This window comes from Alkalihalobacillus deserti (genome assembly GCF_020734105.1).
Lineage (GTDB): Bacteria > Bacillota > Bacilli > Bacillales > Bacillaceae_D > Halalkalibacter > Halalkalibacter deserti.
In genome coordinates, this window is sequence record NZ_JAJAFR010000006.1 from 302,061 (window position 1) to 328,018 (window position 25,958).

The window sequence follows — 25,958 nt, forward strand, 5'->3', positions numbered from 1 at the left end:
TTAAAAGATAAATGAAGTGAAATTCAAACAGTATGAAAGATTGTTCGAAGAGGAATCTTTTGATGGATTACTAAGGGAAGGGTAATGTCTCCACGCATTTCGCCTTTAGATAAAAGCATTAAAGTCTTAAAGTCCTGACTGCGGCTCCGCTGTTTTTCTTGATGAAACAGAGGTACAAGATTAGCTAAAAACTTGTTTGCTGTAGTGAGAACTTTAGGTTCAATGAAAAAAAGTGCTAGGATGATAATTAATCAATCCTAGCACTTTTAATTGGAAGAAGAATGGTTACCCTCGTTCCATTGTTCAAATCACTGTTAAATTGGATGTGTCCGCGGTGTGATTGAATAATTTTATAGCTGACCGTAAGGCCCAATCCTGTTCCTTTTTCTTTAGATGAATAGAAAGGCTCACCTAACCGTTCAATTCTTTCATTATCGATCCCAGTTCCATCATCTTGAATTGTGATTTGCAATTGATTCGCCTCATTTGTTCCAATTTGAACTGTTATTTTCTTCGAATTAGCCTCGATTGAATTCTTAATGATATTTATAAACAGTTGTTTTAATTGATTAGGCTCACAATCAATCAAAGGCAAGTTCTTGTCGCTGATGTAGTCAATTTCAACGCTATACAAGTTAGCTTGTGACTCGAGTAACCACATGACGCTAGTGAAAATTTCATTAATATCACAACTCTCAAACTGAATCTCTCTCGGTTTACCTAAAGCTAATAATTCACTTGAAATTTGATTAATGCGTTCTAACTCATCAAGCATAATTTTATAATAGGAACCATTTTTATCGTCGTTTGACTGCATAAATTGAATAAACCCTTTAATAGATGTGAGTGGATTACGAATCTCGTGAGCTACACTTGCAGCGAGTTCTCCAACTACAGAGAGTTTTTCTGTTTTACGTAAACGTTCTTCTGTTTCTGTTTCTTTGGTAATATCATGAGCGTAGCCGATGGCACCTACTACTTTATTTTCGATTACAGTTGGGACAGCTGTACATCTTAAAATCCGTTTATCTCCATCTTTTCGAATGATCTCAATTTCTTTATTTTTAATCGATCGTCTTTTATGAAGAATTTCAAGGTAAGCGTTCTTTACTTCCTTTTTATCTTTTTCGGAGATGATCGAAACAATGGATTTACCTATGAAGTCGTTTGGGTCGTACCCAGTCAATACTTCAAATTTAGGATTTAATTCAAGGACTTCCCCTTTAGCGTTTAATATATAAACGAGTTCAGGGTTGTATTGAATTAAGGATTTATACTTTTGTTTTTTTTGTTCCAACTGTTCCTCAGCTATTACTTGTTCTGTAATGTCACGACCGACAACGACTAGTTCTTTTCGAGTTCCATCTTCATAAAAATGCGGAATTTTTAACGTATCAAAGGTTTTTGTGCTTCCATCTGGTATCGGAATTTTTTCAGTCCATCTAGATATCTTACCGATTTTCCATGCTTCTTCATCCGAGACTTCACAATACTCAAGTGCCTCTTTGTAAAAAGTACTGTATGCACCAAGTTCAGAATCTTTTTTTCCTTTATAATCTACATGGTCAATTTGAAATAATTTCAAAGCGAAATCATTTGCTTGTGTCCATCTTCCTTCACCATCTTTAAAATTAACGAAATCAACCATAGAGTTGATTAATGCTTCTAATTTTTCCTTTTCAGCTGTCACGGCCTTACTTTCTTCTTGTTTAATGAAGGAGTAGTATATAAAAAAGCTTGTCAATAGAATAAAGAACAACGCCTTTATATTTTGAATGGTTGTATAGACTTGCAGGTCTAAATTTAACTGAGCAATTATAAAATCTGTTCCGATAATCCATATCGCGGCCAGAAGAATATAGATAAGTATTTTAACTTTTTTATTCATGCTATTCCCCCAGTATACAATCTTACATTTTATCATATCATCAAAAAGAGCGTTATGGTGTTAGAAAAATTTACCCCTGTTTTTAAGGGGATCTGTAAATTAAAAAACATAGATGTAAATAAAAGGGATTGCTCAGTGGGATGACTTGTAAAAGGAGGGAAAGAAGATCAATGGAATAACATGTCATGTAAAGAAGGTTCTTAGACTTTAAAAACGCTTAAGTGAGAGCAAGGATAGGAGTATTTTTAAAAGGAAATAGCATAGATAATCAAAAAACTATTGAAAAGCAGGTGTAGTTAGATACTTTATAAAAAAATAAAAAAGGATACTGGAAATGTTAAAGAGAGCACAAAGTAAAAAAGACCATAGTTAGAGGCTGCTGAAAAAGATAAAAACCCATCTTTTTCAGTCTATTAAGTAGCAATGGCTCCGCACGTTGCGCGCCTGCTATGAGAACCCCACTCATAGCAGGCTTGCAAAATAATGCAACGGCTACGCTCATTGCTTAGAGGCTACTGAAAAAGATAAAAACCCATCTTTTTCAGTAGCCTCTTCATTTTTTTGGGTGAATCTCGTTTTTTATTCAGTATTCGCAGCGCTATGTGCCAATCGACTTGAAGCAGCTGCTGCAATAGCACCAACAATATCATCAAGGAATGTATGGCATTCACCAGTGGATTTGTCGTTAAGCCTTTCTAGAATTCCGGGTTTTTGCTTATCGATATACCCGTAATTCGTAAAGCCAATCGAGCCGTATACGTTTACAATGGATAAGGCGATGATCTCATCGACTCCATATAAACTTTCGTCGCGATCAATAATATTCTGTAATGGTTCATCAAGAAGTTTCTTCTCCGCCAGGACATCTAATTGAATGCCTGTTATAACTGCGTTTTGAACTTCTCTTTTGCGAAGAACTTTATCTACATTTTCTTTGCACACTTCTAGTTGAAGGTCTGGGTGATATTTCACTTGCAAAAAATAAACAAGCTCAGCAATATCATCTAATGTCACTCCACGTTCGACTAGCCATTCTCTTGCTTTCGTTTCAACTTCATCCATATTTCTTTTTGTCATACGTAGCACCTCCGACGACTAGTTCTATATCTACTATAAGACAGAAAAGCTAAGATGTTCAAATAGTAAAGACTCCTGATTGAATGGAACAGATTTTTTCTTCTTTTTAAATTTAACATAATTAAAGAAGAACAACTGTAAATTCAAGGAAAAGACCCTTTTTTTATTTGAAATCTTATTAATTGCTACTACTAGTCTACTATGCGTAAACACATTTTATTCATTTGGGTCATAGACTAGGAAAAGGAGTGTAAGTTTGAGGAGGGAAGTTGATGTTTGAACGTAATCTCTACGACATCTATGGAATATACTGTGAATCACGCTTTTCGATCGGTGAGTATGAAGGATTCGAAGCTGGAGGGAACTCGTATATTTTATTGCCGAAGGAAGAATGTTTGCTACAGGAAGAAGAGATGCTAGCCTATTCAAATTACATGAGGCAAATAGGGGATACATCAATTCTAGAACCGGTTACGACCCTTCATAAAAGAAAGTCGGGATTAATTGATGGTCAGGAAGTGTACGTTTGTCAGTTGCCAAGTCAGGAGCAGACGGATAGGAAAGCGGTATTTCGCTTTCAGAGCGAGGACGAAAAAGGCGCTCATCTAGCAACGGTTCATTATTATGGAAAGCAGTTATCTTATCATAAGAAAGGATATGATTTTTTTGGGCAATGGCCGAACTTATGGGAGACTCGGCTTGAACAATTAGAAGGATGGTACCAACAAATTTTATATGAAGGACCACATTCCTATGTGGACGAAGCCTTTTTATTCTCTTACCCTTACTTTATGGGATTAACTGAAAACGCGATACAATATGTGGTTGATGCAACGATTGATGATCGAAGCATGGAACAGGAAAAGCCCACTATTTGCCACCATCGCTTCACTGACCGCACATGGATTGTTTTAACAGAGGAGGGTGATATTATAAAAAGACCTACTGAATTTGTATATGACCATCCATGTCGTGACTTGGCTGAATGGATTCGCGATCAACATTGGACGGAAACCAATTTCTCATGGAGAAAAATTGATTCATTTATTCGTGGCTATGAGCAGTATAAAACATTAACCAGCTATTCATGGAAGTTACTTTATGCCAGACTGCTCTTTCCTCTTCATTATTTTGAAGCGGTTGAAGACTATTACCTGAGTCAAATAACAGATGAGAAAATCGAGCGTGGTCAACAGTTTTTTCAAATACTAGAAAATGAACATAAAAATGAACGGTTTCTAAAAGAATTTGTTGAACATGTACTTATGTCGAGAGGAATTGGTACGAATCAAGTACCTCCGATTGATTGGTTATAATTTTTAGCTGTTGGCTAATGCTAAGCTAAACGTAAAAGTTTTAACAACAAAGTTCACACAAAACCTGGATCTATTCTAGTCCTAACGGGAATGGATCCAGGTCTATTTTTGTTTCAATCCCATGTTTTAAAACACAAAAACGTTTGCCAGTTCACTCTCTGTTTATTTTTTCTGAATTTTTATGAATTGTCTATTGTACTTCAAGAGAAAGAGGTCTATAATGTCCTTTATAGATAAACAGTTGTGTTTTTTAGACATACATGAAAGAAGATAGAGAAGGAGTGGAGAGCATGTCAGCAGCGGAAGTTCGGATCGGATTACTTGGCCTAGGTACAGTAGGAACGGGTGTCATTTCCATTATTAGCCGGCATCAAAAGGAATTACGTCATCAGGTTGGCTGTCCTGTAACTGTTAAGAAAGTACTTGTGCGTGATATAGAAAAAAAGAGAGCGGTAGAGCTTGACGATTCCGTTGTGACGGACCAAATAGAAGAAATTCTGTTTGACCAAAATATAGATGTTATAATTGAAGTAATGGGTGGAGTAGAGTCAACGAAAGAGCACCTCCTAACGGCTCTACGTAACGGCAAGCATGTCGTAACAGCCAATAAAGATTTAATGGCTTTATATGGTGCTGAGCTTCAACAAGTAGCTTCAGAACACGGTTGTGATCTGTATTATGAAGCAAGTGTTGCTGGAGGCATTCCAATCTTAAGAAGTTTAAGTGATGGTTTATCAGCAGACCGTATTACAAAAATGATGGGAATTGTAAATGGAACAACGAATTATATATTAACAAAAATGACGCAAAACGGTAGCTCTTACGAAGATGTATTAAAGCAAGCACAAGAGTTAGGTTTTGCCGAAAGTGACCCAACAGCGGACGTAGAAGGTTTAGATGCAGCTCGTAAAATGGCGATCTTATCGACACTTGGGTTTTCGATGAATGTTAGCTTAGATGATGTGACAGTAAAAGGAATTTCTTCAGTGACAAAAGCAGATTTGGATTATTGTGATCAATTAGGGTATACAATGAAATTAATTGGTCTTGCCAAACGAGATGAAGGACGTGTTGAAATCAGCGTTGAGCCAACATTACTGCCAAAGGCACACCCATTATCGTCTGTGCATAACGAGTATAATGCTGTTTATGTTTACGGAGAAGCAGTTGGGGAAACAATGTTCTATGGTCCAGGTGCGGGTTCATTGCCAACGGCTACTGCTGTTGTATCTGATTTAGTAACAGTGATGAAGAATATGCGTTTAGGGGTTTGTGGTAGATCGGTACAAGAACCACTTAATGAAAAAGTGCTGAAACAACCAAATGAAATTGACTCAAAGTATTTCTTGCGTTTGCGAGTCGTTGATAAGGCAGGTACATTCCAAGCTGTTACAAGTTTATTTGCAGAGTATGAAGTGAGCTTTGAAAAGTTGCTGCAGTTGCCAATTGAAGGGAATGAAGTAGCTGAAGTTATTGTGATTACTCATCACACAAACAAAGAAAACTATCAAAATCTATATAAAAAATTATCGGAGCTTGAGGTCATTGAATCGATCGAAAGCTGTTATCGTGTCGAAGGGGGACGCTAGAAATGAGTCGTTGGAAAGGGTTAATCCAAGAATATAAAGAATTTTTACCAGTAACAGAGGAAACACCTTTGCTTACATTACATGAAGGTAATACACCACTTATTGAGCTAGAGCATATCTCAAAAGAGTGGGGCGTTAACATCTTTGTTAAGTACGAAGGCTTAAATCCAACTGGATCGTTCAAAGATCGTGGAATGGTTATGGCTGTTGCCAAGGCAAAAGAAGAAGGAAGCAAAGCGATTATCTGTGCCTCGACAGGAAACACCTCTGCGGCCGCTGCAGCTTATGGAGCGCGTGCTGGACTAAGATGTGTCGTTGTTATCCCTGAAGGTAAGATTGCGCTAGGAAAGCTTGCACAGGCGGTTATGTACGGTGCTGAAGTTCTAGAAATCAAAGGGAACTTCGATAACGCGCTTGATATCGTTCGTGAAATCAGTCAAACAGAACCGATTACCCTTGTGAATTCAGTGAATCCATACCGGATTGAAGGTCAAAAAACAGCAGCTTTTGAAGTTGTCGATGCTTTAGGTAAAGCACCTGATGTTTTAGCAATTCCAGTGGGGAACGCCGGGAATATTACAGCTTACTGGAAAGGTTTCAAAGAGTACCATGAGAAAAAAGGTACAGGTCTTCCAGAAATGCGCGGATTCGAAGCGGAAGGCGCAGCTGCGATCGTTCGTGGTGAAGTGATTGAAGAGCCAGAAACGATTGCAACAGCGATCCGTATTGGAAACCCAGCTAGTTGGGATAAAGCCGTTGTAGCGAAGGAAGAATCCAATGGTTCGATTGACTTCGTAACAGATGAAGAAATTCTAGAAGCGTATCAATTGCTCGCAAGTCGTGAGGGCGTTTTTGCTGAACCGGCATCATGTGCTTCTCTTGCGGGACTGAAAAAACAAATTGCATCTGGTGAGATCAAAAAAGGATCTACAGTCGTTTGTGTATTAACAGGAAATGGCTTAAAGGACCCGAACACAGCCATCGATACAGTATTAGTGAAACCGACTGTTTTACCAAACGATAAAGAAGCATTTCTTGCTCATCTTAAAGGCGGTGTCACTTCATGAGCCTAGAACCATTCTCCATTACGGTTCCTGGCAGCTCTGCCAACCTAGGGCCTGGCTTTGATTCAGTTGGTCTTGCGGTTAATCGCTTTTTAACTCTTGAAGTGCAACAGTCTGATCAATGGCTGTTTGCATCTTCCTCAGTTGATTTACAAGGGATTGAAACAGGAGAAGATAACTTAATTTATCAAGTAGCGGCGCATGTCGCGAAAGAACTTGGTCAAGATCTTCCACCGTGTCATGTGGAGATGATTAGTGATATCCCGCTCGCACGTGGTCTCGGTAGTAGTGCTGCCGCGATAGTTGCAGGGATAGAACTCGCTAATCAATTAGTTGGAGAACCACTTTCTGTTGAGGAGAAAGTTCGCTTTGCAAGTTTATGGGAGGGTCATCCAGATAATGTAGCAGCTTCTATCTACGGAGGCCTTGTTATTGGGACGCATACGGAAACTTCTACAAATGTATTATACGGTGGAATACCCGAAGTCGATCTTGTTTTACTCGTTCCTTCTGAAGAATTAAAAACAAAGAAGGCACGTGGGGTTTTGCCATCAGAGCTTGACTATCGTCAAGCGGTAAGAGCAAGTAGTGTCGCAAATGTTTTAGTGGCTGCTTTGCTTCAGGGAGATTGGAAAGCTGCGGGGAAAATGATGAATGAGGATTTATTTCATCATCCGTATCGCCGTGAACTCGTTCCTCATCTTGAAGAAGTCATTCGTGTCGTACAAGAAGAAACATCGGCTTATGGGGCTGCTTTAAGCGGAGCTGGACCAACGATGTTATGTTTAGCTCCCGCTAAGCGTGGGGAAGAAATACAAGAAAAACTTCAACGTCATTTCCCTGCGTTTGAAGTGGCTGTATTACGACCAGCAAAAGAAGGCATTCAAGTAAAAAAAGGTGTTTCACATAAAGAAACGTCTGCTCAAATAAATTGAATAGTTTCTAATCATGGCGGGCAAACCACTAAAAAAGGGAGGTCCGTCATGATTGATATTCAGCAATTAGAAGAAGGACAACAAGTGTATATCATTTATCGAAACCCACATACCCAAACCGTTTCAACTATACAAGAAGCAACGATCGCGCGAGATCCCATGAATCCTGGACAATTGTCTTTGCTGTTATTTGACTTTTACCATTCGATTGAAGAAGATGATGCTCTCTTTAATTCATATGAAGAAGCAGAGTCAATGTTTGAGCAATTTTATATGTGAAAAAGAATGAACCAGAGCGGTTTTTTCTTAGCTACAATGAGAGGAACCGTTGCCTTCTTTTTAGTTGAACGACTATTGGTTTTTTCTTGCGTTCGACTAAAAAGCGTTTGGATCGATTGCTCTTCTTTCGAGTAGTTGTCATCCCATCCTGTCGTCACTTTAATACTTTCTTATTCAAAAAAAGAAACGCCCGACTAATGTCGGGCGTTTTCCTATTAAAAGACTTGCTCAATTTCCTTTACGCCTGGAACTTCTTCAAGAAGCGCGCGTTCAATACCTGCTTTTAACGTAATCGTAGAACTTGGGCATGATCCGCAAGCGCCTAGAAGACGTACTTTTACAACTCCATCTTCTACATCAACGAGTTCAACATCCCCGCCATCACGTAGCAAGAAAGGACGAAGCTTATCTAATACTTCACTAACTTGATCAACCATTTCAGCTGTTGCCATTTCAAACAACTCCTTTCTACTACCTATTATAATGGTGTTTCAAAAAAAAATCCATGTTTCTGCTTGATTTTCCGCTCATTATTAAGTGAAAATTTGGAAAGACGTGCGTGACACTCCTGATAGCAATTGAAAGCAGCAATAGTCGTTTGCTATCCAATATTGCTCATGTATATTATAATGGTGCATAAATAAGGCAATAAAAAGGGTGTGAAGAGTTGGCGGAAACAATAAAAGTGACGGTATATGGGGCAGAAGTAAAATGTGCTAGTTGCATTCATTTACCAAGTGCAAAGGAAACGATGGAATGGTTAGAGGCAGCGATTACTCGCAAATTTCCCGAGACTTCGTTTGAGTTTACATACATCGATATTGAGCATCCAGGTATTGATGAAACACATATTAAGTTTTCCGATGCTATCAAAGATGATGAGTACTTTTATCCACTAGTTGTGTTAGAAGACGAGGTTGTTGCAGAAGGAAATCCAAATTTAAAAAGTATTTTCGAGAAAATTGAACAACTTAGCTGATTCAGTGTAATCGATGGCGTAATTGTTCGTTTATAATTGGGGGAAGTTGGTTTCTGATCCGAACTTCCTAATACTGTTAGATAGCAAAAAAGACCAAATCACTAAGCTGATTTGGTCTTTCATTATTTACGAGCCGGAATGATACTTATACATCCAGAGCACTCCACTTTTTAAAACACGTGGGACACGACCGAGCAAAGTACGGTCACCCATTAAGCCAAACCCGTGTTTTTTCCCTAGGGAACCAAGTACACCTTTTAACTTGATACGTGGTAGTTCTTCCGGCAATGCTTCACCAGCCCACTGTTTTTTCAAGATCATTACAATTTGTTCAGCTTGCCCCTCAGCTAATTGCGCGCTCGGAGCATGTGGTAGACTTGCACAGTCACCAACAATAAAAACATCTTCGTTATTTGGAAGGAAGTGCTGAGGTGTTAATACGACTCTGCCTTGGGAATCTTTTTCTGCTTGAAGATTACGAACGACTTCAACAGGCTGTACACCAGCTGTCCAAATAATCGCATCGCATTCAATAGCTTCATCGTGATTATAAAGAATGCCATCTTCGACTTTTGTAATGTTTGATTTGTTATAAACATCAACACCGTGATCAATAAACCAATTTTGTACATAAGTGCTGAGTTTGCGTGGGAACATAGACAAGATAATTTCGCCACGATCAAAAAGCTTAATTGATATATCCGGACGACTTTCTCTAAGTTCACTTGCAAGTTCGACTCCGCTTAATCCAGCTCCGACAATTGAAACAATACCATTAGGCCGAATATTATTAAGTGTTTCGTATGTTTTTCTTGTTTTATCCATCGTTTGGATACTATGTGTAAATTCAGATGCACCGGGCACATTATGATATTTGTCCTCACAGCCGAGACCGATAATTAATTTATCATACGGTACAAATTCATCACCAGCTAGCTCAACGGTCTTATCTTGTAAGTCGATATTTGTGATCGTCCCGTATTTGATCGCTAGTCTTGCATCTTCAGGAAAGCTAACCCGTAGATGATGATCTGCTACTGTTCCTGCTGCCAAAGCATAATATTCTGTTTTCAAACAGTGATAGGGTAGTCTGTCAATTAGTGTAATTTCAACATTTTCAGGTAAGCCTTCAGGTAAAAATCGTTGAAGAACACGCATACCGCCATAACCGCCGCCTAAAATAACTAGTTTTTTCATAAGTGGATATCCCCTTTTTTCGATAAGTGCTTCAAGACTGGTATCGACCAAAGTCATAACGCTTTCGAGCAAACGTACTTTTGTCGGTTCAGTTGCAAAGGTTTGAATGCCGTGCGAGATCAAACTATGAATAATATGAGTCCATGTGAAGACCGAGGCTGCCGGGTTCACTTCCCCTTTAGTTTGAGCATCTTGTAAAAGTTCATGCCAATGAGCAAAGAGTATTGTTTGCTCTTTGAGTACATGATTCCATATTTCAATGGTTAGAGATGGGTAAATGTCATAATCATTTAAAATAAATTGTAAATAAGTCCGTAATCGAATCGATAAAGGTCTATTTATAAAGCGTGATTGTTGAACGTATGGCATAACCGCTTGAAGACGTTCTTTGGCAAGCGATTGCATGATTGAATCTTTAGTAGGAAAATAATTAAAGAATGTGCCTTTAGCAACTTTAGCAGCTTTTGTAATTTCTTGAACGGTTGTTCGTGAATAGCCTTTCTCTCGAAAAAGAGCTAATGCTGCTTGTTCGATCCGTTCTTTTGTCTTTACTTTTTTTGCTCGTTCATTCATAACGTTATCTCCTCAATGAAAAGTGACCCCGGTCAGTTCTGATTATATCGAGGAAATCCTAAAAAAACAACAAATTTGTGAATTGTTTTAAAAAACTTTATTAAAGAGGAATAAAAGAAATACCAGAATTGACTTCTTTCCCACACGAGAGTAGCATTAAGAAGTAGATTAAAGAGGTGAGAATATGCGTCCAATTATTGAATTTTGCTTAAGTAACTTAGCTAGTGGAACACAAAAAGCAATGGAAGAATTAGAGAAAGATCCTAATCTAGATATTATCGAGTACGGATGTCTAAGTAATTGCGGAAACTGCGCAGTTGAACCGTTTGCTCTTGTAAATGGAGAATATGTATCCGGTGAAACAAACGAGGAACTCGTTGAAAATATATATACCTTCCTAGAAGAAAACCCGATGTAGATGGAAGGGGAAAAGGTCGAACTTCACCTTTTTCCCTTCAATCTAAGCAATGAACGGAACCACTGCAGGGTTTTAAGCCTGTTCGAGCGATTTTCTCGGACAGGCGCGCAGTGAGTGGAGCCATTGCAATTATAAGATAAACGCGTCTATAAGAAGGGAAAAAGGTCGAATTTTACCTTTTTCTCTTCAATCTAAGCAATGAGCGGAACCACTGCTTAGATTATAGTTAACATGCTTTTTAAGAGCTCAAAAAGGTACCCATTTCACCTCTTTGAAAAAACTCAAACTAATAGAGATAAACGGGGAAGGAAGTGTAAACAGGTGGATGTAATCCCATTTGTAAATACCTGGCCATATGAGCGCCTGTTTAATGATATATATTTACAAACATGTCCTTTATGTGGTGAAGAGAATGTGTTAACCAATATGAAAAAATCAGACTTTAATAGGGCACGAGAAAATATTAAAACGAATTTAATTTTACCATGCTGTAATGGGAGACTTACCATTCTTGAAGCAGATGAAGATTATTTTTGGACAGATAAGAAGTTAAGAAAGGATTGAATCAATTGCAATTCACAAAAATGCATGGATTAGGAAATAGCTATATTTACGTCGATTTGTTTAAACAAACGCTTGATCAAGAAAAACTTGCACCATTGGCGATTGAAGTCGCTGATAAAAATAAAGGAATTGGCTCAGATGGAATGATCCTTATCTGTCCATCGGATGTCGCTTCAGTAAAGATGCGAGTCTTTAATAATGACGGCTCTGAAGCGAGAAATTGTGGCAATGGACTACGTTGCGTCGCTAAATTTTCTTATGAAAATGGGTATGTCAAAAGTAAAACATTTAAAATAGAGACGTTGGGTGGCTTAGTTGAGGCTACCGTTCATGTAGAAGAAGGAAGAGTTCAGACCGTGAGTGTTGATATGGGAAATCCGATCCTTTTGAGACATTCTATACCGATGTTAGGCGAGGAGCAAGAACAAGTAATTGGAGAACCCTTTGAATTGGACGGTCAAATGTTAGAAATCACAGCCGTCTCAATGGGAAATCCGCATGCTGTAATGTTTGTGAAAGATATTGATCGAGCCGCAGTTGAAACAATCGGACCTAAAATGGAAAAAGATGGTCGTTTCCCTGAGTGGGTTAATGTTGAATTTGTAGAAGTGGTTTCAGGGACTGAGCTCCACTTTCGAGTATGGGAAAGAGGATCTGGCATCACGCAAGCTTGTGGGACAGGCGCTTGTGCTGCGGTCGTTGCAGCAGTTCTTAATGGTTACTGCCAAAAAGGAGAGGAAATCATTGTTCATCTTCTCGGAGGAGATTTAGCAATCACTTGGCAAGAAGACGGGAATGTACTCATGAAGGGTGCTGCCGAGGTAATATGTGAAGGTGTTTTTGAAAGGAAATAAGAATCTTAAACCAGGAAGACAATTTTATGTCAAACTGTTTTTTTTGCCTTCTTACTAGGTGTTTATCCCTGACTGAACTCACTTAAGAAAAAAAGTTCTCTTATAATCAGTTATAGCTAATCAAACAAACTTACTAGCGTGTTGTTTCGTGCATGAATAGTCCATTTCTAACACAAAGAAAAATTAATTAAATGTTTAATTAAACAAAAAAAGCTAAGGGGCACGTAGTTGGTGTGTTCCTTAGCGTTTTTTGTTAATAGGTCTTAATCACATTATAAAACGTATCCCGTTCAACTGGAGTTTTTCCTGCACTCTTAATCAGGTAAACAAGCTCGTCGCGGGTAATCCCTGAAGATGTTAAAGCCCCAACCGCATGTGAAATGCGCTCTTCGATCAGTGTACCGTGAATATCACTTGAACCAAATGTTAACGCCATTTGTGTTAGTTGAACGCCAATGTTAATCCAGTATGCTTTGATGTGATCAAAGTTATCTAGCATTAAACGACTAATCGCTAATGTGCGCATATCGTCATAAGCCGTTGTACGGCGCTTAATACCAGCGTTGATACTTTTTGGTTGCATTGCAAGTGGGATAAATACCATGAAACCATTCGTGTGATCTTGAAGTTGGCGAAGGCGATCCATATGAATAAGGCGCTCTTCTTTTGTCTCAATTGAACCGTAAAGCATCGTTGCATGTGTTTTTAAACCTAGGTTGTGTGCAATCTCATGAGCTTCTAACCATTGATCGGTTGAAGCTTTATCAGGGCTCATTTTTAAACGATAACGCTCGGTTAAGATTTCAGCTCCTCCACCAGGAAGAGTATCCAAACCAGCTTTAATTAATTCTTCGAGCACTTCTTTCATAGATAAACTTGAAATACGAGAAAAGAATTCAATTTCAGCCCCTGTATATGCTTTTACTGTTACTTGAGGGTAATGTTTTTTTAATGTGCGAATTGTATCTAAGTAGTAGTCAAAAGGAATCTCGTTGTTATGTCCGCCTACGATATGGAATTCACGGATGTTGTCATTCCATCTTTTCTCCACATACTCAAGCAATGCGTCACTATCCATTGTATAGGCGCCTTCTTCACCAGGCTTACGTTTAAAACCACAAAAGCCACAATTGGCTTCACAGACGTTTGTTGGATTGATGTATAGATTTTCGATAAAATAAACATGATCTTTGTTTTTTTTATAATTGACTTGGTTCGCTAACTGCGCAATCCCAAGTAAATCTGGACTATCGAACAAATATAATCCATCCTCTATTGTAAGACGTTCGCCGTGGTTTACTTTTTCTGCAATGTCTTGCAGTTTTGTATCAGTTAATATAATTCCCATCCACTTGTCCTCCATTTCGATATAATAAACCGTATCGTATTCTATTGGAAGTTTGACTATAAGTAAGAAGGATTTTGCTTCTTTTTATAGAACTTAATAAAAAAGGTTTATATTCTTTTGTGTTTGCCTATTATTATACTATCAGAATAAGATTAAAGAAAGAAATAGCATTTTAATGGGAAAACAAAGGTAATTAAAAATTTCATTAAATCGTAATTTTCAATAAAAAAAATCCTTTTATTTAGTAGTTATCATATTGTATTTATTTACTTTTGTTTGGTACTATTACTTTAATACTATAATGAAGCTGTAGAAAGAGAAAATCTTTCTTTGGAGAGGGTGATGGAGATGAATAAAGTATTGAAACAAAAAGCGTGTATGGAAAAAATAGAAGAATTACGTAATAAAATGACTAGTGCCGCAGAACAATACGGAATGAGTCATCCTATCGTACTTCGTTATAGTCAAGAATTAGATGATGCACATAATAAAATGATTTTATTAGAAGTAAAAAAGACCAAAACTAATTGGCAACGTTCGTTTTCTTACTGAGATGAAATTCCGTGAGTAGATCGCTTGAGGTTCAAGACCTGAAAGGGTATACTAATTGTAATAGCGATTAGGAGGGATCTCATGATTACATTATCAGATGCAGCGGTAAGCCAAATTAAAGATATGATGGAAGCTGAAGGTGAAACGAACTTAATGCTTCGTATTGGTGTTAAGGGTGGCGGCTGTAGTGGACTTTCATATGGAATGGGTTTTGATTCAGAAAAACATGATGAAGATACACTTTTAGATATAAATGGTCTTTCTGTATTAGTTGATAAAGAAAGTGAACCAATCATTAAAGGGCTTGTTGTAGATTACAAGCAAAACATGATGGGCGGTGGATTTACAATCGATAATCCAAATGCTATTGCGTCGTGTGGATGTGGTACATCGTTTAAAACAGCCACGAATGCAGGAACGCCAGAAGAGTGCTAATTTGAATATATTAAGGCCTTTTTTACGAGTTTGATCGTTAGAAAGGTCTTTTTTTGTGTACTTAAATCGCTACTAGACGTGCTTTTATTTGAATTAGAATGATCAGGAGATTTTTCTGGTTAGTTCCTGTTTTAACTGTAGATCTTCTTGATAGTAATTTTTTAATAAACACTGTTAAAAGATTTAACGTTCTTACACAGAATGCCTATCGGTCACGGTACTTTATTACTGTTAGTGGCGTGAAGAATATGTATTTGTAAACGTATGTGGTTTAAGAAGTAAGAGAACTTTATATGGACATATAAACTAATTTACCCTTCTTATGTTAGCCGCTTTAACTAATGACCGTCGACCTCTGAACTTGTAAGATCAAAATAAGGTGAGAATAGCAATTAAAGCCCAAACTTGTCTTATTTTAAGATTATGGGAGTTAAAGCAAAGAATTAAGCCCAAACTCCCCTATTGTATTGTGTGTAGAGAGCTTCAAACTACATATTGGACAAAATTCACCTGTTCTAATTGTGATAAATTCTAATATTAATAATATTTTGTTATACTATAAGAATTTTGCATTGTTAACGGAAGTGGGTGCTTCGTCGATGCCTGTTGCGATTTTTAGTTACAATTTTCTAGGAGACGTTCGGACATTATCTCCTTTGTGTAAATACCTTTTTAGGTTTGTTTTCCCACTTTTATGTTGGCGATATTTCGAATTGCGCTTACTTGTCAAACCCCATATATATAAGGCCCAACGAGGAGACAAATCAAAAGTTCACGATGACTGTGTCAACAACCACTAAAAAAGAAAGGAATACAGTTGTTGCGCATAATTTTAATGTTTTCGTTTACATTAAGAGTAAGTAAATGTAGAATTTTTTTTAAAAAAGCTGAATTAAATAAGAAAAGATGTTGAAAAAAAAGTCAAAAAGCCATATTATTAAATTTGTATTTGTGAATAGTTAACGAAATTATCATTCTTACTTATCTTTTATTATAACTAAGTTCGTGAAATTAATCACAATGTTTTCGGGAGAGTTAAAAAAAAAATAAAAATAAAAAGAATATGGAAGTGATTGGATTGAAGAAACCGAATATCGTTATTCTTGGTGCGGGTTATGCAGGAATGATCACAGCGTCACGCTTAGCTAAACAACTTGGACACAATGAAGCAAACATTACGTTAGTCAATAAGCATGAGTACCACTATCAAACAACTTGGTTACACGAACCAGCAGCTGGAACTCTATCTCCAGATCGTACTCGTATGCCGATCAATAGCGTTTTGGATCTGAATAAAATTAAGTTTATCAAAGACAATGTTGTTGAAATCAAACGTGAAGAAAAGAAAGTTGTTCTTGAAAATGGAGAACTTGAGTTTGATTACCTTGTAGTTGGACTAGGTTCTGAAGCTGAAACATTTGGCGTACCTGGTGTTCACGAACATGCTTTTAGTAAGTGGACAGTAAACGGAGCACGTGAAGTTAAAGAACATATTGAATATATGTTTGCAAAATACAATAATACACCTGAACCGCAGGATGAGCTATTAACATTTATCGTTGCGGGTGCTGGTTTTACAGGTATTGAGTTTATTGGTGAGTTTTCTGAGCGATTGCCTGAATTATGTGCACACTATGATGTACCGCGTGAAAAAGTAAAAATGTACGTAATTGAGGCAGCTCCAACAGCTTTACCTGGGTTTGATCCAGAGTTAGTTGAATATGCCATGAATCTTTTAGAAAGCCGTGGAGTTGAATTTAAAATTAACTGCCCAATTAAAGAAGTAACAGAAACAGGCGTTACTCTTGCAAGTGGTGACGAAATTAAAGCCGAAACAATTGTATGGGCTACTGGTGTTCGTGGTAGTGCGATCATTGAAAAATCTGGTTTTGACGCAATGCGTGGACGTATTAAAGTGGATCCAGACTTACGTGCTCCTGGACACGAAGATATTTTCATTATTGGTGACTGTGCTCTTCTTATTAATGAAGAAATCAATCGTCCATATCCTCCAACTGCACAAATTGCAATGCAAATGGCTGAAGTTTGTGCAAACAACATTAAAGCCCTAATGAAAGGTGACTCGTTAAAGACGTTTAAGCCTGACATTAAAGGAACAGTTGCTTCACTTGGTGGGAAAGAGGCTATCGGTGTAGTAGGAACAAGGAAGGTATTCGGTTCATCTGCTAACTTTATGAAGAAAATGATTGATAACCGTTACCTGTTCTTATTAGGTGGACCAGGACTCGTTCTAAAAAGAGGGAAAAATCCAATGTAATAGGAAAGCAGAGTGAATTACTCTCCTTATCAAAAAAGCGATTGCATGTATGCATTCGCTTTTTTAGTATACATAAAGAAGTGAGAAGATAGATAAAATGTAAAGAGAACATTACTTGTTATCGCTTACATGGATTAGTGAGATAATTTGACGAACTTTTATTTTTTTAATATTTCTGATAATATTTCTTTATCACTTTAAATTAGAACAAGGAGTGTTATAAATGAGTCATTTATATACACATAACCCATCGGAACATTGTCCATATTGTAAAGGTACAGGCTACTTCCAACTTTTACTTGGAGGAAGTGAAACATGCGGTCAATGTAAAGGGAATGGTCAAGAACCTCAATCGAAGTAAGAGAATGAAAAGTTAAGCTAGATCGATATGATCTAGCTTTATATATGGTGAATAAGCAACTTTACTGGCAAAAATAGGGAGGATTTATCTAAAGAAAAAAGGTTTGCCTCTTCAAAAGGGAAATTGCCACAAAGAATTCATGATATACAGTTGACTTAAAAGTCCCGTGTTAAGTAAACTTATAATGGAATACGGGGGTGCAAGACGTGAATTTACCACAATTAGTTATTTCGATGGTTCTATTCTTAATTTTATTTTTTGGTATTGGTTTTTTATTGAATATGGTACTGCGTTCAACTTGGATAATGGCCATTGCCTATCCGATTATTGTTATATTAATCGTTGATAACGTTGGATTTTTTGATTATTTCACTGCACCAGCTACAACGTTTTCTTTACTTGGGGCTGAACTAATGGCGCTTCAAGTAGTAGATATTTTAGTTTTAACGTGTGGATTTGTTGGAGCTATTATCGCAGGGGTTGTCATAAAGATGTTACGTGTCAGAGGGTATCAAATGTTTTAAGAAAGGTCTTCCAGTAGGAAGGCTTTTTTTATATATTGGGCACAATCGAAAAAATTTGTGCTAGAGATGTTTTGAAAGTGTTAAGAAATTAATGTGATGAAATGCATGGAAAGATTTGGAATGGAATTATAGAAATAAGAAAGTTCTCTTTGTCGCGAGCTTTTTTCTTATTATTTTCTCATTGTTTAAATTTTCCACCAATTTGTTAGTATATTTTCACATCTCACTGGAAATGCTGTTTTCATGAGAGGAGTGAAATTTTTTGGTAATCTTGAAAAAATTTAGTCGTAGAGTTTTTATGAGCGGCTTATTTATGATTGCGTTGTTGACAACGTTCCATACTTTCTCAGGAGTAAGTGCTGCTGAACTTCAAAAATGGATGATTGAAAGTATTGAAACCAGATCAGAAGAGCTGTTCAATACGGCTCGTGATAGTGCGTATAAGGGAACATCTTTACGATTTAGATCCCTACCTATGGTAAGGACAGAAGAACAGTCGATGTCTCAAGATATTGTTGAATCAGAACCAGTTGCTTTAGAGGAAGCCATTGATTGGTCTCAGTACCCTTCGCAAACTGTAGTTGCTACTGGTTATACAGCAGGATATGAATCAACGGGGAAAAATCCAAATCACCCCGGTTATGGGATAACCTTCTCTGGTGTTAAAGTTAAACGTGATTTATACTCCACCATTGCAGCGGATCCTAGTGTCTATCCAATTGGCACTGTGTTGTTTATTCCTGGTTATGGTTATGGGGTTGTGGCGGATACCGGTTCTGCTATAAAAGGACATAGAATTGATTTATATTATGATACGATCAGCGAAGTCTATAATGAATGGGGTAAACAAGAAGTGGAGGTTTATCTCGTAAAAAAAGGAGACGGAACTTTGACTGAGGAAGTATTAAAGAATTTAAATGAAGACGATGCGGTTCAAGTGTTTAGAAATCAAATAAACAATCAATAGATAGAAGGAAGTGACGTGCAATCTGTAAAAAAGGTTATTACAGATTGCACGTCACTTTAAGTTAATCTTTCATTTTCTGTATTTAAGATAAACGATTTGGTAAGAGTGGATCAAGTCCGTCGTTATCAGGCATGACACCGGGATGTAGGAGTGCTGCTAGTTTTTTTAAACCCAGTAGTAATCGCGGTGAGGGGCGGCAATATAAATCTTCCTCTAAAGTGTGTACATGATTGTCTTGGAGTGCCTGTAAGTCAGACCAATTTGGACGTTTCCAAAGTAATTCTGGTTTGATTTTTTCGGTGCGAATGCCAACCCAAGCAAGGCATATGTGATCTGGTTTTTGCTGATAAACATCTTCCCAATTGGTTTGAACACTTGCAAGATCTACATGATCATAAACATTCCGGCCACCTGCTAATTGGCTAATTTCCGTTAACCAATTTTTCTTACCAGGTGTAAAAACGGGTTTGGGCCACCATTCCCAGTAGAGGTTAACAGGTTTTATATGGCGCGATTTTTCTTGATACAGCTGTAGGAAGTTGTCGTATTTCTCTATGATGATGTTTGCTTCTGTTACTTTGTTTGTACGCTCGCCAAGGTCAATAAGATTTTCCTTAATCTCTTTTAAGGAGTTAGGGTTATACACGACATGAGGAATCCCTCTTCTTTTTAGTTCGCCTACATTCCGTTCCATCCCAGGAACACTAAGAGAGGCAAGGACAAGATCTGGGTTTAATGATTCTAATTCATCCATTCGAATAGATAGGTCTGGACCAAGTCGTGGTAAGCCTGCAATCGATTTGGGCCAATCAGAAAAATCATCAACCCCAATTAAATGAGATGTTAACCCTAAATAAGCAATAAGTTCTGTGTTACTTGGACAAATGGAAATGATCCTCATAGCCGATTCTCCTCTCTTGGAGATTATATTTTTTTATAAATGTTAATGAATAACAGCGTGAAGAATTAATGTTAAGAAGATACCGAGCACAGCACCAAAAAAGACTTCAATAGGTTGGTGACCTAATAGCTCTTTCAACTCTTTTCGTTTTTCCACGCCTTCTTTTTTAGGCCAAGACTTTACTTCGTCGACTAGCTTATTAAAATCACCTACAAGTTGGTTTATAACAGTTGCATGATAACCGGCATGGCGTCTGACCCCGGTTGCGTCAAACATGACAATGATTCCGAAGACTGCAGAGATAGCAAAAAATGAAGAATCAAGTCCAAATTCAAGTGCAATGGCTGTAGATAAAGCAGTAACAGCAGCTGAGTGTGAACTTGGCATACCTCCTGTACTTGTAAGTAAAGCCCATTCTACTTTTCTTGTTGCAATAAAGGCGAGTGGAACTTTGACAAATTGAGCAAAACCAATCGCAAATAGCGCTGCCCATAAAGGGAAATTTTCAAATAATTCCATTGTTGGTTATAACGTCCTTTCTAACAAGTAAGATAACTCCTTTTTAGACCTTTATACCTTTTAAGGAAGTATTCAAAACAGGTTTAAAGCAACCTTTTTGAACAACCTTTTTTATCATAAATGACCCATAAGATTGTGATTCATTATAACATAAAAAGGAAGGATATTTTTAGTGTTCGTTAAGCAATTGCATTTTATGGATTGTAAAAATAATTTCGATCGTTGAAATACATATGAGGCTATAATAAAAGATAGAAGTATATTTAAAAGGAGTGAATGAAATGTTTACAATTTCCTCAACATTTGATTCCAACAACAAACATGATGCTGTTGTTGTCGGAGTTTTTAGCAATGGAACTTTCCATCCAGAGGTTGATAAGATTAACGATTTACTAAAAGGACAGTTAACGAAGCTTAAAAAAACAAAACTAAAAGATGTGGAAAAGGTTTATACCATTGGTCAACTTAATTCAGAAATGGTGTTTGTTGTTGGGCTTGGAGAGAAAACTGAATTCTCGACCGAGACATTGCGTGAAAAAATGGCACTTGTTGCTAAACAAGCAAGAATAGATAAAGTGATAAATCTTGGTGTTCTAGTAGAAAGCTTTGTCGTAAGGGAAAGTATAGAAGCATCAGATGTAGCTGTCTTAATCGGTGAAGGTCTTGCGCTAGGTATGTATGAGGTCGAGGATTATAAAGAGAAAACGAATGAAGTTGATGTTAGTGTTGAGAATGTGACATTATACGGAGAAAACAATGAAACGTTTGAAGAAGCGGTTAACGTTGGCTATACATATGGGATGGGAACGAACCGGGCTAGAAAGCTTGTAAACACGCCAGGTAATTTACTAACACCTGCTGATTTAGCTGAAGAAGCGGTAGAATTAGCGAAAGAGCATGGCTTCGAATATGAGATTCTTGAAAAAGAAGAAATGGAAAAGCTCGGAATGGGAGCATTGCTAGCCGTTGCGGCGGGAAGCGACCAGCCACCAAAAATGATTGTTTTAAAATACAGCGGTAACAAACAAGCGGACGAGCTCATTGGTTTTGTCGGAAAAGGACTTACCTTTGATTCAGGAGGCATTTCAATTAAGCCAAGGGAAAATATGCATGAGATGAAGATGGATATGGGAGGGGCTGCAGCAGTTTTAGGAGCAATGGACATTATTGGGCAACTGAAGCCTAAGGTGAATGTGTTAGCAGTCATTCCTTCCTCAGAAAATTTGTTGAACGGTTCTGCACTTAAGCCAGGTGACGTGATTCGCTCTCTAAGTGGGAAAACAATTGAAGTTCGTAATACAGATGCAGAAGGACGGTTGATCTTAGCGGATGGAGTGACGTATGCCAAACAGTTAGGATCCACTTCGTTAGTCGATGTCGCTACATTAACAGGAGCTGTTCTAATCGCTCTTGGAAACTGCACAACCGGAGCCGTTACGAATAATGAAGATTTATTGGGAGATATACTAGAAGCATCTGTTGAGACAGGCGAATGGATCTGGTCTTTACCAAACTTCGCCCCATATAAGCAAATGCTTCGTACGAGTGATGTGGCTGATTTAAACAATGCTCCTGGTCGATTAGCTGGAAGTATAACCGCAGGACTTTTTATCGGTGAATTTGCAGAAAAAACTCCGTGGGTACATTTAGATATCGCCGGGACAGCATGGCAATCCAAAGCATCTAACTTAGGCCCACTTGGCGGAACCGGAGTGATGGCGAGAACATTAGCACAATTGGCGATTAATAAAGAGCTTGTACCAAAAGAGTGATCTTCCCTTTTGGTACAAGCTCGAAGCAATGAGCGGAGCCGCTTCAAAGATTTTAAGCCTATTCGAGTGGTTTTCTCTGTTAGGCGCGAAGTGAGAGAAGCCATTGCCCACCGATATTATAAAAAATTACCAAGAGGGTGATCTTCTCCTTTAAATAAGCTCATAGACTTGATCTACTGCGGATTAAGTCTATTTTTGTCGGCGAAAAGAGCATTTGTGATTATCTGAGCGTTGTAAGCAGGATAAAGCTAAATTTGAAATGTTAGTTGACCTCAGTCAAGATTATAAGTTTTCTGACTATATTAAGCTCGTATATCACATTTGAGGTGGGAAAGTTCTTCCAGTATGATAGAGAGTATGTAGTTTTGTAAAAGATTACTAAAAACTTAGGGAGGGGGAGAGCGTTCATTGAATGTATTGCGAGCAATCGACCGTTGGCTTGTGAAGATAGAAGAGCAAATTCTAAGTTATTCGATCATTTTAATAGCAATAATGGTTGTAGGGAATGTATTAAGTCGAGCTATAACTGGTTCAAGTTGGGCATTTTCGCAAGAAGTCAGTAGATTTTCTGTGACGGTAGCAACCTTTATGGGAATTAGCTACGCGGCTAGAAAGGGAAGGCATATTAGCATGTCCGCTTTTTATGACTTAGCTCCATTTCCCGTTCGAAAAGCACTTGCCATCATCATTCCGGCGATCACAGCTTTTGTCCTCTTTGTAATGTCAGTATTTGCATATGATTACTTTATGTCACTTGTCGACTCAGGACGAGTAACAACTGCGATGCAAGTACCTGTTTACTTATTTGCGATGTTTGTCCCGATAGGTTTTGTTCTCGGTGGTATTCAATTTCTGCGTAATATGTGGGTGAATATTAGAGAGAAGGAAGTTTATTTGGCTCAGGATAAAAAAGATTATTCTTAGTTAATAGATCTAAGAAACTAAAATAGACTGCGAGGAACAAAGAATGGTAGCAACTATGTTAACGATTATGATTGTGTTGCTTATAATGGGCTTCCCAATGATGATTCCCATGATAGGGGCCTCAATGGTTGTCGTGATCTTCTTTATGCCAAACGTTGATCCTATGTTTCTAGTTCAGCAGATGATGGAAGGAATATCATCCTATGTTCTACTAGCGGTTCCGCTGTTTATCTTTGCAGCAGACATTATGTCTACAGGAAAAACATCGCAACGGCTATTAGATTTTGTTGGATCGTTCATTGGTCATGTTCGCGGAGGTTATGCGATTACAACTGCAGCTGCTTGTACATTATTTGGTTCCATTTCCGGATCGACACAAGCAACGGTTGTGGCAATCGGAAAGCCTATGCGGCAAAAACTTCTATCCGTAGGGTATAAAGATTCAAGCGCCATTGCTCTTATTATAAATGCAAGTGATATTGCCTTATTAATTCCTCCTAGTATTGGAATGATTATTTACGCACTTGCGGCACCAAGAGTGTCGGTAGGCGATTTATTTATTGCTGGTATTGGTCCTGGAATACTGATTTTTACCATGTTTGCAATCTATAGTTATGTACATGCAAAAATATATAAGATTCCATTGGCTAAAAAACACAGTTGGAAAGAGCGTTATCAGACAACGATAAGAGCCCTTTTTCCACTCGGCTTTCCGGCCATTATTGTCGGTGGTATATACTTTGGAATTTTTAGTCCAACTGAAGCGGCAGGGATTTCAGTGCTTTATGCGTTAATCCTTGAATTACTTATCTTTCGAACGATTAAACTACCCGATGTACCAAAGATCGCTCTTTCTACGGGTCTAGTGACATCAGCGGTATTTGTGCTTGTGGCAGCTGGTCAAGCGTTTTCGTGGTTGATTTCCTATGCAAGAGTTCCACAAATGTTAACATCAACTGTACTAGGTTCTGATCCAACTGCCCTACAAGTATTAATTATTGTATCGATTTTCTTCTTCATCGGCTGCATGTTTGTTGATCCAATTGTTGTTATTTTGATTTTAACGCCGATCTTCTATCCTGCTGCGATGCAAGCGGGTGTCGATCCGATTCATTTAGGGATTGTGATTGTGTTCCAAGCGGCTTTAGGTTCAGCAACTCCACCATTTGGGGTTGATATATTTACCGCCAGTGCTGTTTTTAACAAATCCTATTTGGATGTTATCAGGGGAACACCACCGTATATTGTGATGTTACTATTCGCATCGGTGCTTATTATACTATTTGAGGAAATCTCTCTCTTTTTATTGTAGATTTCGTTGAAAATAGAAAAAAATACAGGGGGTATTTGATGTTTTTTAAAAAAAGAAATTTTAAAACTTTTGCTTTAGCTGGAGCATTAACGATGGCGCTAACTGCTTGTGGCGGTGAAAAAGGTGGAACTGACGAAGGTGCTGCAGGTGGAGAAGGGACAGAAGAAACTTACAACTGGCAATTTGTTACGGAAGAAGTAGACGGTCAGGTTCAATATGAATATGCAGAGGAATTTGCTGCAAGATTAAATGAAAAATCAGATGGTCAAATCAATATTGATGTATTTGAATTTGGTCAACTAGGTAGTGAAGTAGACCAAGTGGAACAACTTCAAAATGGAATCGTGCAATTTGCGATTATTTCTCCTGGATTTACTGGAGGGATGGTAAAAGAAGGTCAAGTATTTGCCCTTCAATTCCTTTTCCCAGATGATCAAGAAAAGACTCAAGATATTTTAAATACAAGTGAAGCTATTAATACACAGCTTGCTGGTATGTATGAAGCGCATAACATTAAGCCATTAGCATTCTTTACTGAAGGTGCCATGCAGTGGACAGGAAGCAGGGAGCTCAGAACACCTGCAGATTTTGAAGGCTTCAAAATGCGTACGCAAGAGTCGCCTTTAATTATGGAATCTTATAAGGCATATGGTGCAGATCCGTCTCCGTTAAGCTGGTCTGAATTATATACTTCTCTTGATCGTGGAGTAGTAGATGGACAAGAAAATCCAATTTTCTTCATTCAAGATGCTTCTTTCCACGAAGTTCAAGATCATATGACGATCTCTAATCATAATAACTATGTTGCGATGGCAACAGTAAACCCAACATTTTACAATGAGTTACCAGAGGACATTCGTGCAATGATTGACGAAACGATTGAGGAAATGCGACCTGTTGTGTTTGATATGCAAGCAAAAATGAACGAGTCTCTACTTAATGAAATTATTAATGACACCGAAAACCCAACAGAGGTTATTGAATTAACAGAAGCTGAGCGTGAAGAATTCCGTGCTCTAGCTATACCAGTTCGTGATTACTTCCGTGACGAAGTAGTCGGTGACGAAGGTCGCGAAATGCTAGAATTATTAGAGGAAGAAATTGCAGCACATGAATAAAGGGTAAAGTGTTACGAGCGTTAGAGCTGAAAAAGTTCTAGCGCTTTTTTTATTAGTAACTAGCAAGTTCAAGTATGAAAACCTAATAGACCTTAAGTGTAGTTAGGTTATGCATAATCTCTGCTTATTCTTTTGACTAGAATAATGATTCCCATTGACAACTATCCTAATATAATGATAGTTTAGTTGAGTACTTTATCATATTAGTGATTTA

At 37.8% G+C, this 25,958-nt stretch carries 27 protein-coding genes and 1 pseudogene; 19 read left to right on the top strand and 9 right to left on the bottom strand.

The features are described from left to right. Positions 1–247 precede the first annotated feature (247 nt). Together LDX58_RS14035 and LDX58_RS14040 are read right to left on the bottom strand one after the other, a co-directional pair. A complete protein-coding gene (locus LDX58_RS14035; RefSeq protein WP_227937465.1) occupies positions 248–1,888 on the bottom strand; it encodes a PAS domain-containing sensor histidine kinase in 1,641 nt (546 codons plus the stop codon). Between the two features lie 579 nt (positions 1,889–2,467). Beyond that, a complete protein-coding gene (locus tag LDX58_RS14040) occupies positions 2,468–2,965 on the bottom strand; it encodes a phosphatidylglycerophosphatase A family protein (protein ID WP_227937466.1) in 498 nt (165 codons plus the stop codon). A 272-nt stretch (positions 2,966–3,237) separates the two neighbouring features. On the opposite strand from LDX58_RS14040, the gene yutH reads away from it, so the two are divergent. The 5 genes from yutH (at position 3,238) to LDX58_RS14065 (ending at position 8,148) form a co-directional block, all read left to right on the top strand. Continuing rightward, positions 3,238–4,281, top strand: a complete 1,044-nt coding sequence (yutH, locus tag LDX58_RS14045) for a spore coat putative kinase YutH (RefSeq protein WP_227937467.1) — start codon at positions 3,238–3,240, stop codon at positions 4,279–4,281. 290 nt (positions 4,282–4,571) lie between these two features. Continuing rightward, positions 4,572–5,870, top strand: coding sequence for a homoserine dehydrogenase (locus LDX58_RS14050; RefSeq protein WP_227937468.1), 1,299 nt, complete (start codon positions 4,572–4,574; stop codon positions 5,868–5,870). A gap of 2 nt (positions 5,871–5,872) precedes the next feature. Continuing rightward, positions 5,873–6,937, top strand: a complete 1,065-nt coding sequence (thrC, locus tag LDX58_RS14055; protein WP_227937469.1) for a threonine synthase — start codon at positions 5,873–5,875, stop codon at positions 6,935–6,937. Continuing rightward, the gene (thrB, locus tag LDX58_RS14060; RefSeq protein ID WP_227937470.1) at positions 6,934–7,869 is read left to right on the top strand and encodes a homoserine kinase; all 936 of its coding nucleotides are present in this window, start codon (positions 6,934–6,936) and stop codon (positions 7,867–7,869) included. The genes thrC and thrB overlap by 4 nt, the downstream gene beginning before the upstream one ends. Positions 7,870–7,917: 48 nt before the next feature. Continuing rightward, the gene (locus tag LDX58_RS14065) at positions 7,918–8,148 is read left to right on the top strand and encodes a transcriptional regulator SplA domain-containing protein (RefSeq protein ID WP_227937471.1); all 231 of its coding nucleotides are present in this window, start codon (positions 7,918–7,920) and stop codon (positions 8,146–8,148) included. Here LDX58_RS14065 and LDX58_RS14070 read toward each other — a convergent pair. Further along, a complete protein-coding gene (locus tag LDX58_RS14070; RefSeq protein ID WP_227937472.1) occupies positions 8,139–8,306 on the bottom strand; it encodes a hypothetical protein in 168 nt (55 codons plus the stop codon). The genes LDX58_RS14065 and LDX58_RS14070 overlap by 10 nt on opposite strands. 57 nt (positions 8,307–8,363) lie before the next feature. Continuing rightward, positions 8,364–8,600 (bottom strand): NifU family protein, encoded by a 237-nt coding sequence (locus tag LDX58_RS14075; RefSeq protein WP_227937473.1) that lies wholly within the window; start codon positions 8,598–8,600, stop codon positions 8,364–8,366. A 215-nt stretch (positions 8,601–8,815) separates the two neighbouring features. Between LDX58_RS14075 and LDX58_RS14080 the strand changes: the two genes are divergently transcribed. Next, positions 8,816–9,127, top strand: coding sequence for a YuzD family protein (locus tag LDX58_RS14080; RefSeq protein ID WP_227937474.1), 312 nt, complete (start codon positions 8,816–8,818; stop codon positions 9,125–9,127). Between the two features lie 126 nt (positions 9,128–9,253). On the opposite strand, the gene LDX58_RS14085 is transcribed toward LDX58_RS14080, so the two are convergent. Beyond that, positions 9,254–10,324, bottom strand: a complete 1,071-nt coding sequence (locus tag LDX58_RS14085; protein WP_227937534.1) for an NAD(P)/FAD-dependent oxidoreductase — start codon at positions 10,322–10,324, stop codon at positions 9,254–9,256. Between the two features lie 411 nt (positions 10,325–10,735). Beyond that, a pseudogene (locus LDX58_RS14090) lies at positions 10,736–10,897 on the bottom strand (TetR/AcrR family transcriptional regulator); the annotation flags it as partial. Positions 10,898–11,081: 184 nt separating this feature from the next. Between LDX58_RS14090 and LDX58_RS14095 the strand changes: the two are divergent. The 3 genes from LDX58_RS14095 to dapF all read left to right on the top strand — a co-directional run bounded on the left by LDX58_RS14095 (position 11,082) and on the right by dapF (position 12,733). Next, complete coding sequence (locus LDX58_RS14095) at positions 11,082–11,315, top strand: YuzB family protein (RefSeq protein ID WP_227937475.1); 234 nt, start codon at positions 11,082–11,084, stop codon at positions 11,313–11,315. A 321-nt stretch (positions 11,316–11,636) separates the two neighbouring features. Beyond that, the gene (locus LDX58_RS14100; protein ID WP_227937476.1) at positions 11,637–11,879 is read left to right on the top strand and encodes a hypothetical protein; all 243 of its coding nucleotides are present in this window, start codon (positions 11,637–11,639) and stop codon (positions 11,877–11,879) included. After that, positions 11,876–12,733, top strand: coding sequence for a diaminopimelate epimerase (gene dapF / locus LDX58_RS14105; protein WP_372459190.1), 858 nt, complete (start codon positions 11,876–11,878; stop codon positions 12,731–12,733). The genes LDX58_RS14100 and dapF overlap by 4 nt, the downstream gene beginning before the upstream one ends. Before the next feature lie 253 nt (positions 12,734–12,986). Here the strand turns inward: dapF and mqnE are convergent, their stop codons facing one another. Continuing rightward, complete coding sequence (gene mqnE, locus LDX58_RS14110) at positions 12,987–14,081, bottom strand: aminofutalosine synthase MqnE (protein WP_227937477.1); 1,095 nt, start codon at positions 14,079–14,081, stop codon at positions 12,987–12,989. 348 nt (positions 14,082–14,429) lie between these two features. On the opposite strand from mqnE, the gene LDX58_RS14115 reads away from it, so the two are divergent. From LDX58_RS14115 to spsC, 6 genes are all read left to right on the top strand, one after another. Next, positions 14,430–14,633 carry an aspartyl-phosphate phosphatase Spo0E family protein gene (locus LDX58_RS14115; protein WP_227937478.1) on the top strand — a complete coding sequence of 68 codons (204 nt, stop codon included), beginning with the start codon at positions 14,430–14,432 and terminating at the stop codon, positions 14,631–14,633. 81 nt (positions 14,634–14,714) lie between these two features. Then, complete coding sequence (locus LDX58_RS14120; RefSeq protein WP_227937479.1) at positions 14,715–15,068, top strand: HesB/IscA family protein; 354 nt, start codon at positions 14,715–14,717, stop codon at positions 15,066–15,068. Positions 15,069–16,146: 1,078 nt separating this feature from the next. Beyond that, positions 16,147–17,346 carry an NAD(P)/FAD-dependent oxidoreductase gene (locus LDX58_RS14125; protein WP_227937480.1) on the top strand — a complete coding sequence of 400 codons (1,200 nt, stop codon included), beginning with the start codon at positions 16,147–16,149 and terminating at the stop codon, positions 17,344–17,346. A gap of 223 nt (positions 17,347–17,569) precedes the next feature. Continuing rightward, on the top strand, positions 17,570–17,707 hold the full coding sequence (locus tag LDX58_RS14130) for a YuiA family protein (protein WP_227937481.1): 138 nt from the start codon (positions 17,570–17,572) through the stop codon (positions 17,705–17,707). 206 nt (positions 17,708–17,913) lie between these two features. Continuing rightward, positions 17,914–18,231: a YuiB family protein gene (locus LDX58_RS14135; protein WP_227937482.1), complete on the top strand. Its 318-nt coding sequence runs from the start codon at positions 17,914–17,916 to the stop codon at positions 18,229–18,231. Positions 18,232–18,529: 298 nt separating this feature from the next. Further along, complete coding sequence (gene spsC / locus LDX58_RS14140) at positions 18,530–19,198, top strand: stationary phase survival protein SpsC (RefSeq protein ID WP_227937536.1); 669 nt, start codon at positions 18,530–18,532, stop codon at positions 19,196–19,198. 82 nt (positions 19,199–19,280) lie between these two features. Here spsC and LDX58_RS14145 read toward each other — a convergent pair whose 3' ends face one another. Both LDX58_RS14145 and LDX58_RS14150 read right to left on the bottom strand, forming a co-directional pair. After that, complete coding sequence (locus tag LDX58_RS14145; protein WP_227937483.1) at positions 19,281–20,099, bottom strand: cobalamin-binding protein; 819 nt, start codon at positions 20,097–20,099, stop codon at positions 19,281–19,283. 42 nt (positions 20,100–20,141) lie between these two features. Then, positions 20,142–20,618: a divergent PAP2 family protein gene (locus tag LDX58_RS14150; protein ID WP_227937484.1), complete on the bottom strand. Its 477-nt coding sequence runs from the start codon at positions 20,616–20,618 to the stop codon at positions 20,142–20,144. A gap of 281 nt (positions 20,619–20,899) precedes the next feature. Between LDX58_RS14150 and LDX58_RS14155 the strand changes: the two genes are divergently transcribed. From LDX58_RS14155 to LDX58_RS14170, 4 genes are all read left to right on the top strand, one after another. After that, positions 20,900–22,390 carry a leucyl aminopeptidase gene (locus LDX58_RS14155; RefSeq protein ID WP_227937485.1) on the top strand — a complete coding sequence of 497 codons (1,491 nt, stop codon included), beginning with the start codon at positions 20,900–20,902 and terminating at the stop codon, positions 22,388–22,390. A 408-nt stretch (positions 22,391–22,798) separates the two neighbouring features. Then, positions 22,799–23,314 carry a TRAP transporter small permease gene (locus LDX58_RS14160; protein WP_227937486.1) on the top strand — a complete coding sequence of 172 codons (516 nt, stop codon included), beginning with the start codon at positions 22,799–22,801 and terminating at the stop codon, positions 23,312–23,314. A 43-nt stretch (positions 23,315–23,357) separates the two neighbouring features. Next, the gene (locus LDX58_RS14165; protein ID WP_227937487.1) at positions 23,358–24,626 is read left to right on the top strand and encodes a TRAP transporter large permease; all 1,269 of its coding nucleotides are present in this window, start codon (positions 23,358–23,360) and stop codon (positions 24,624–24,626) included. Positions 24,627–24,664: 38 nt separating this feature from the next. Beyond that, on the top strand, positions 24,665–25,744 hold the full coding sequence (locus LDX58_RS14170) for a DctP family TRAP transporter solute-binding subunit (RefSeq protein WP_227937488.1): 1,080 nt from the start codon (positions 24,665–24,667) through the stop codon (positions 25,742–25,744). Positions 25,745–25,958 lie beyond the last annotated feature (214 nt).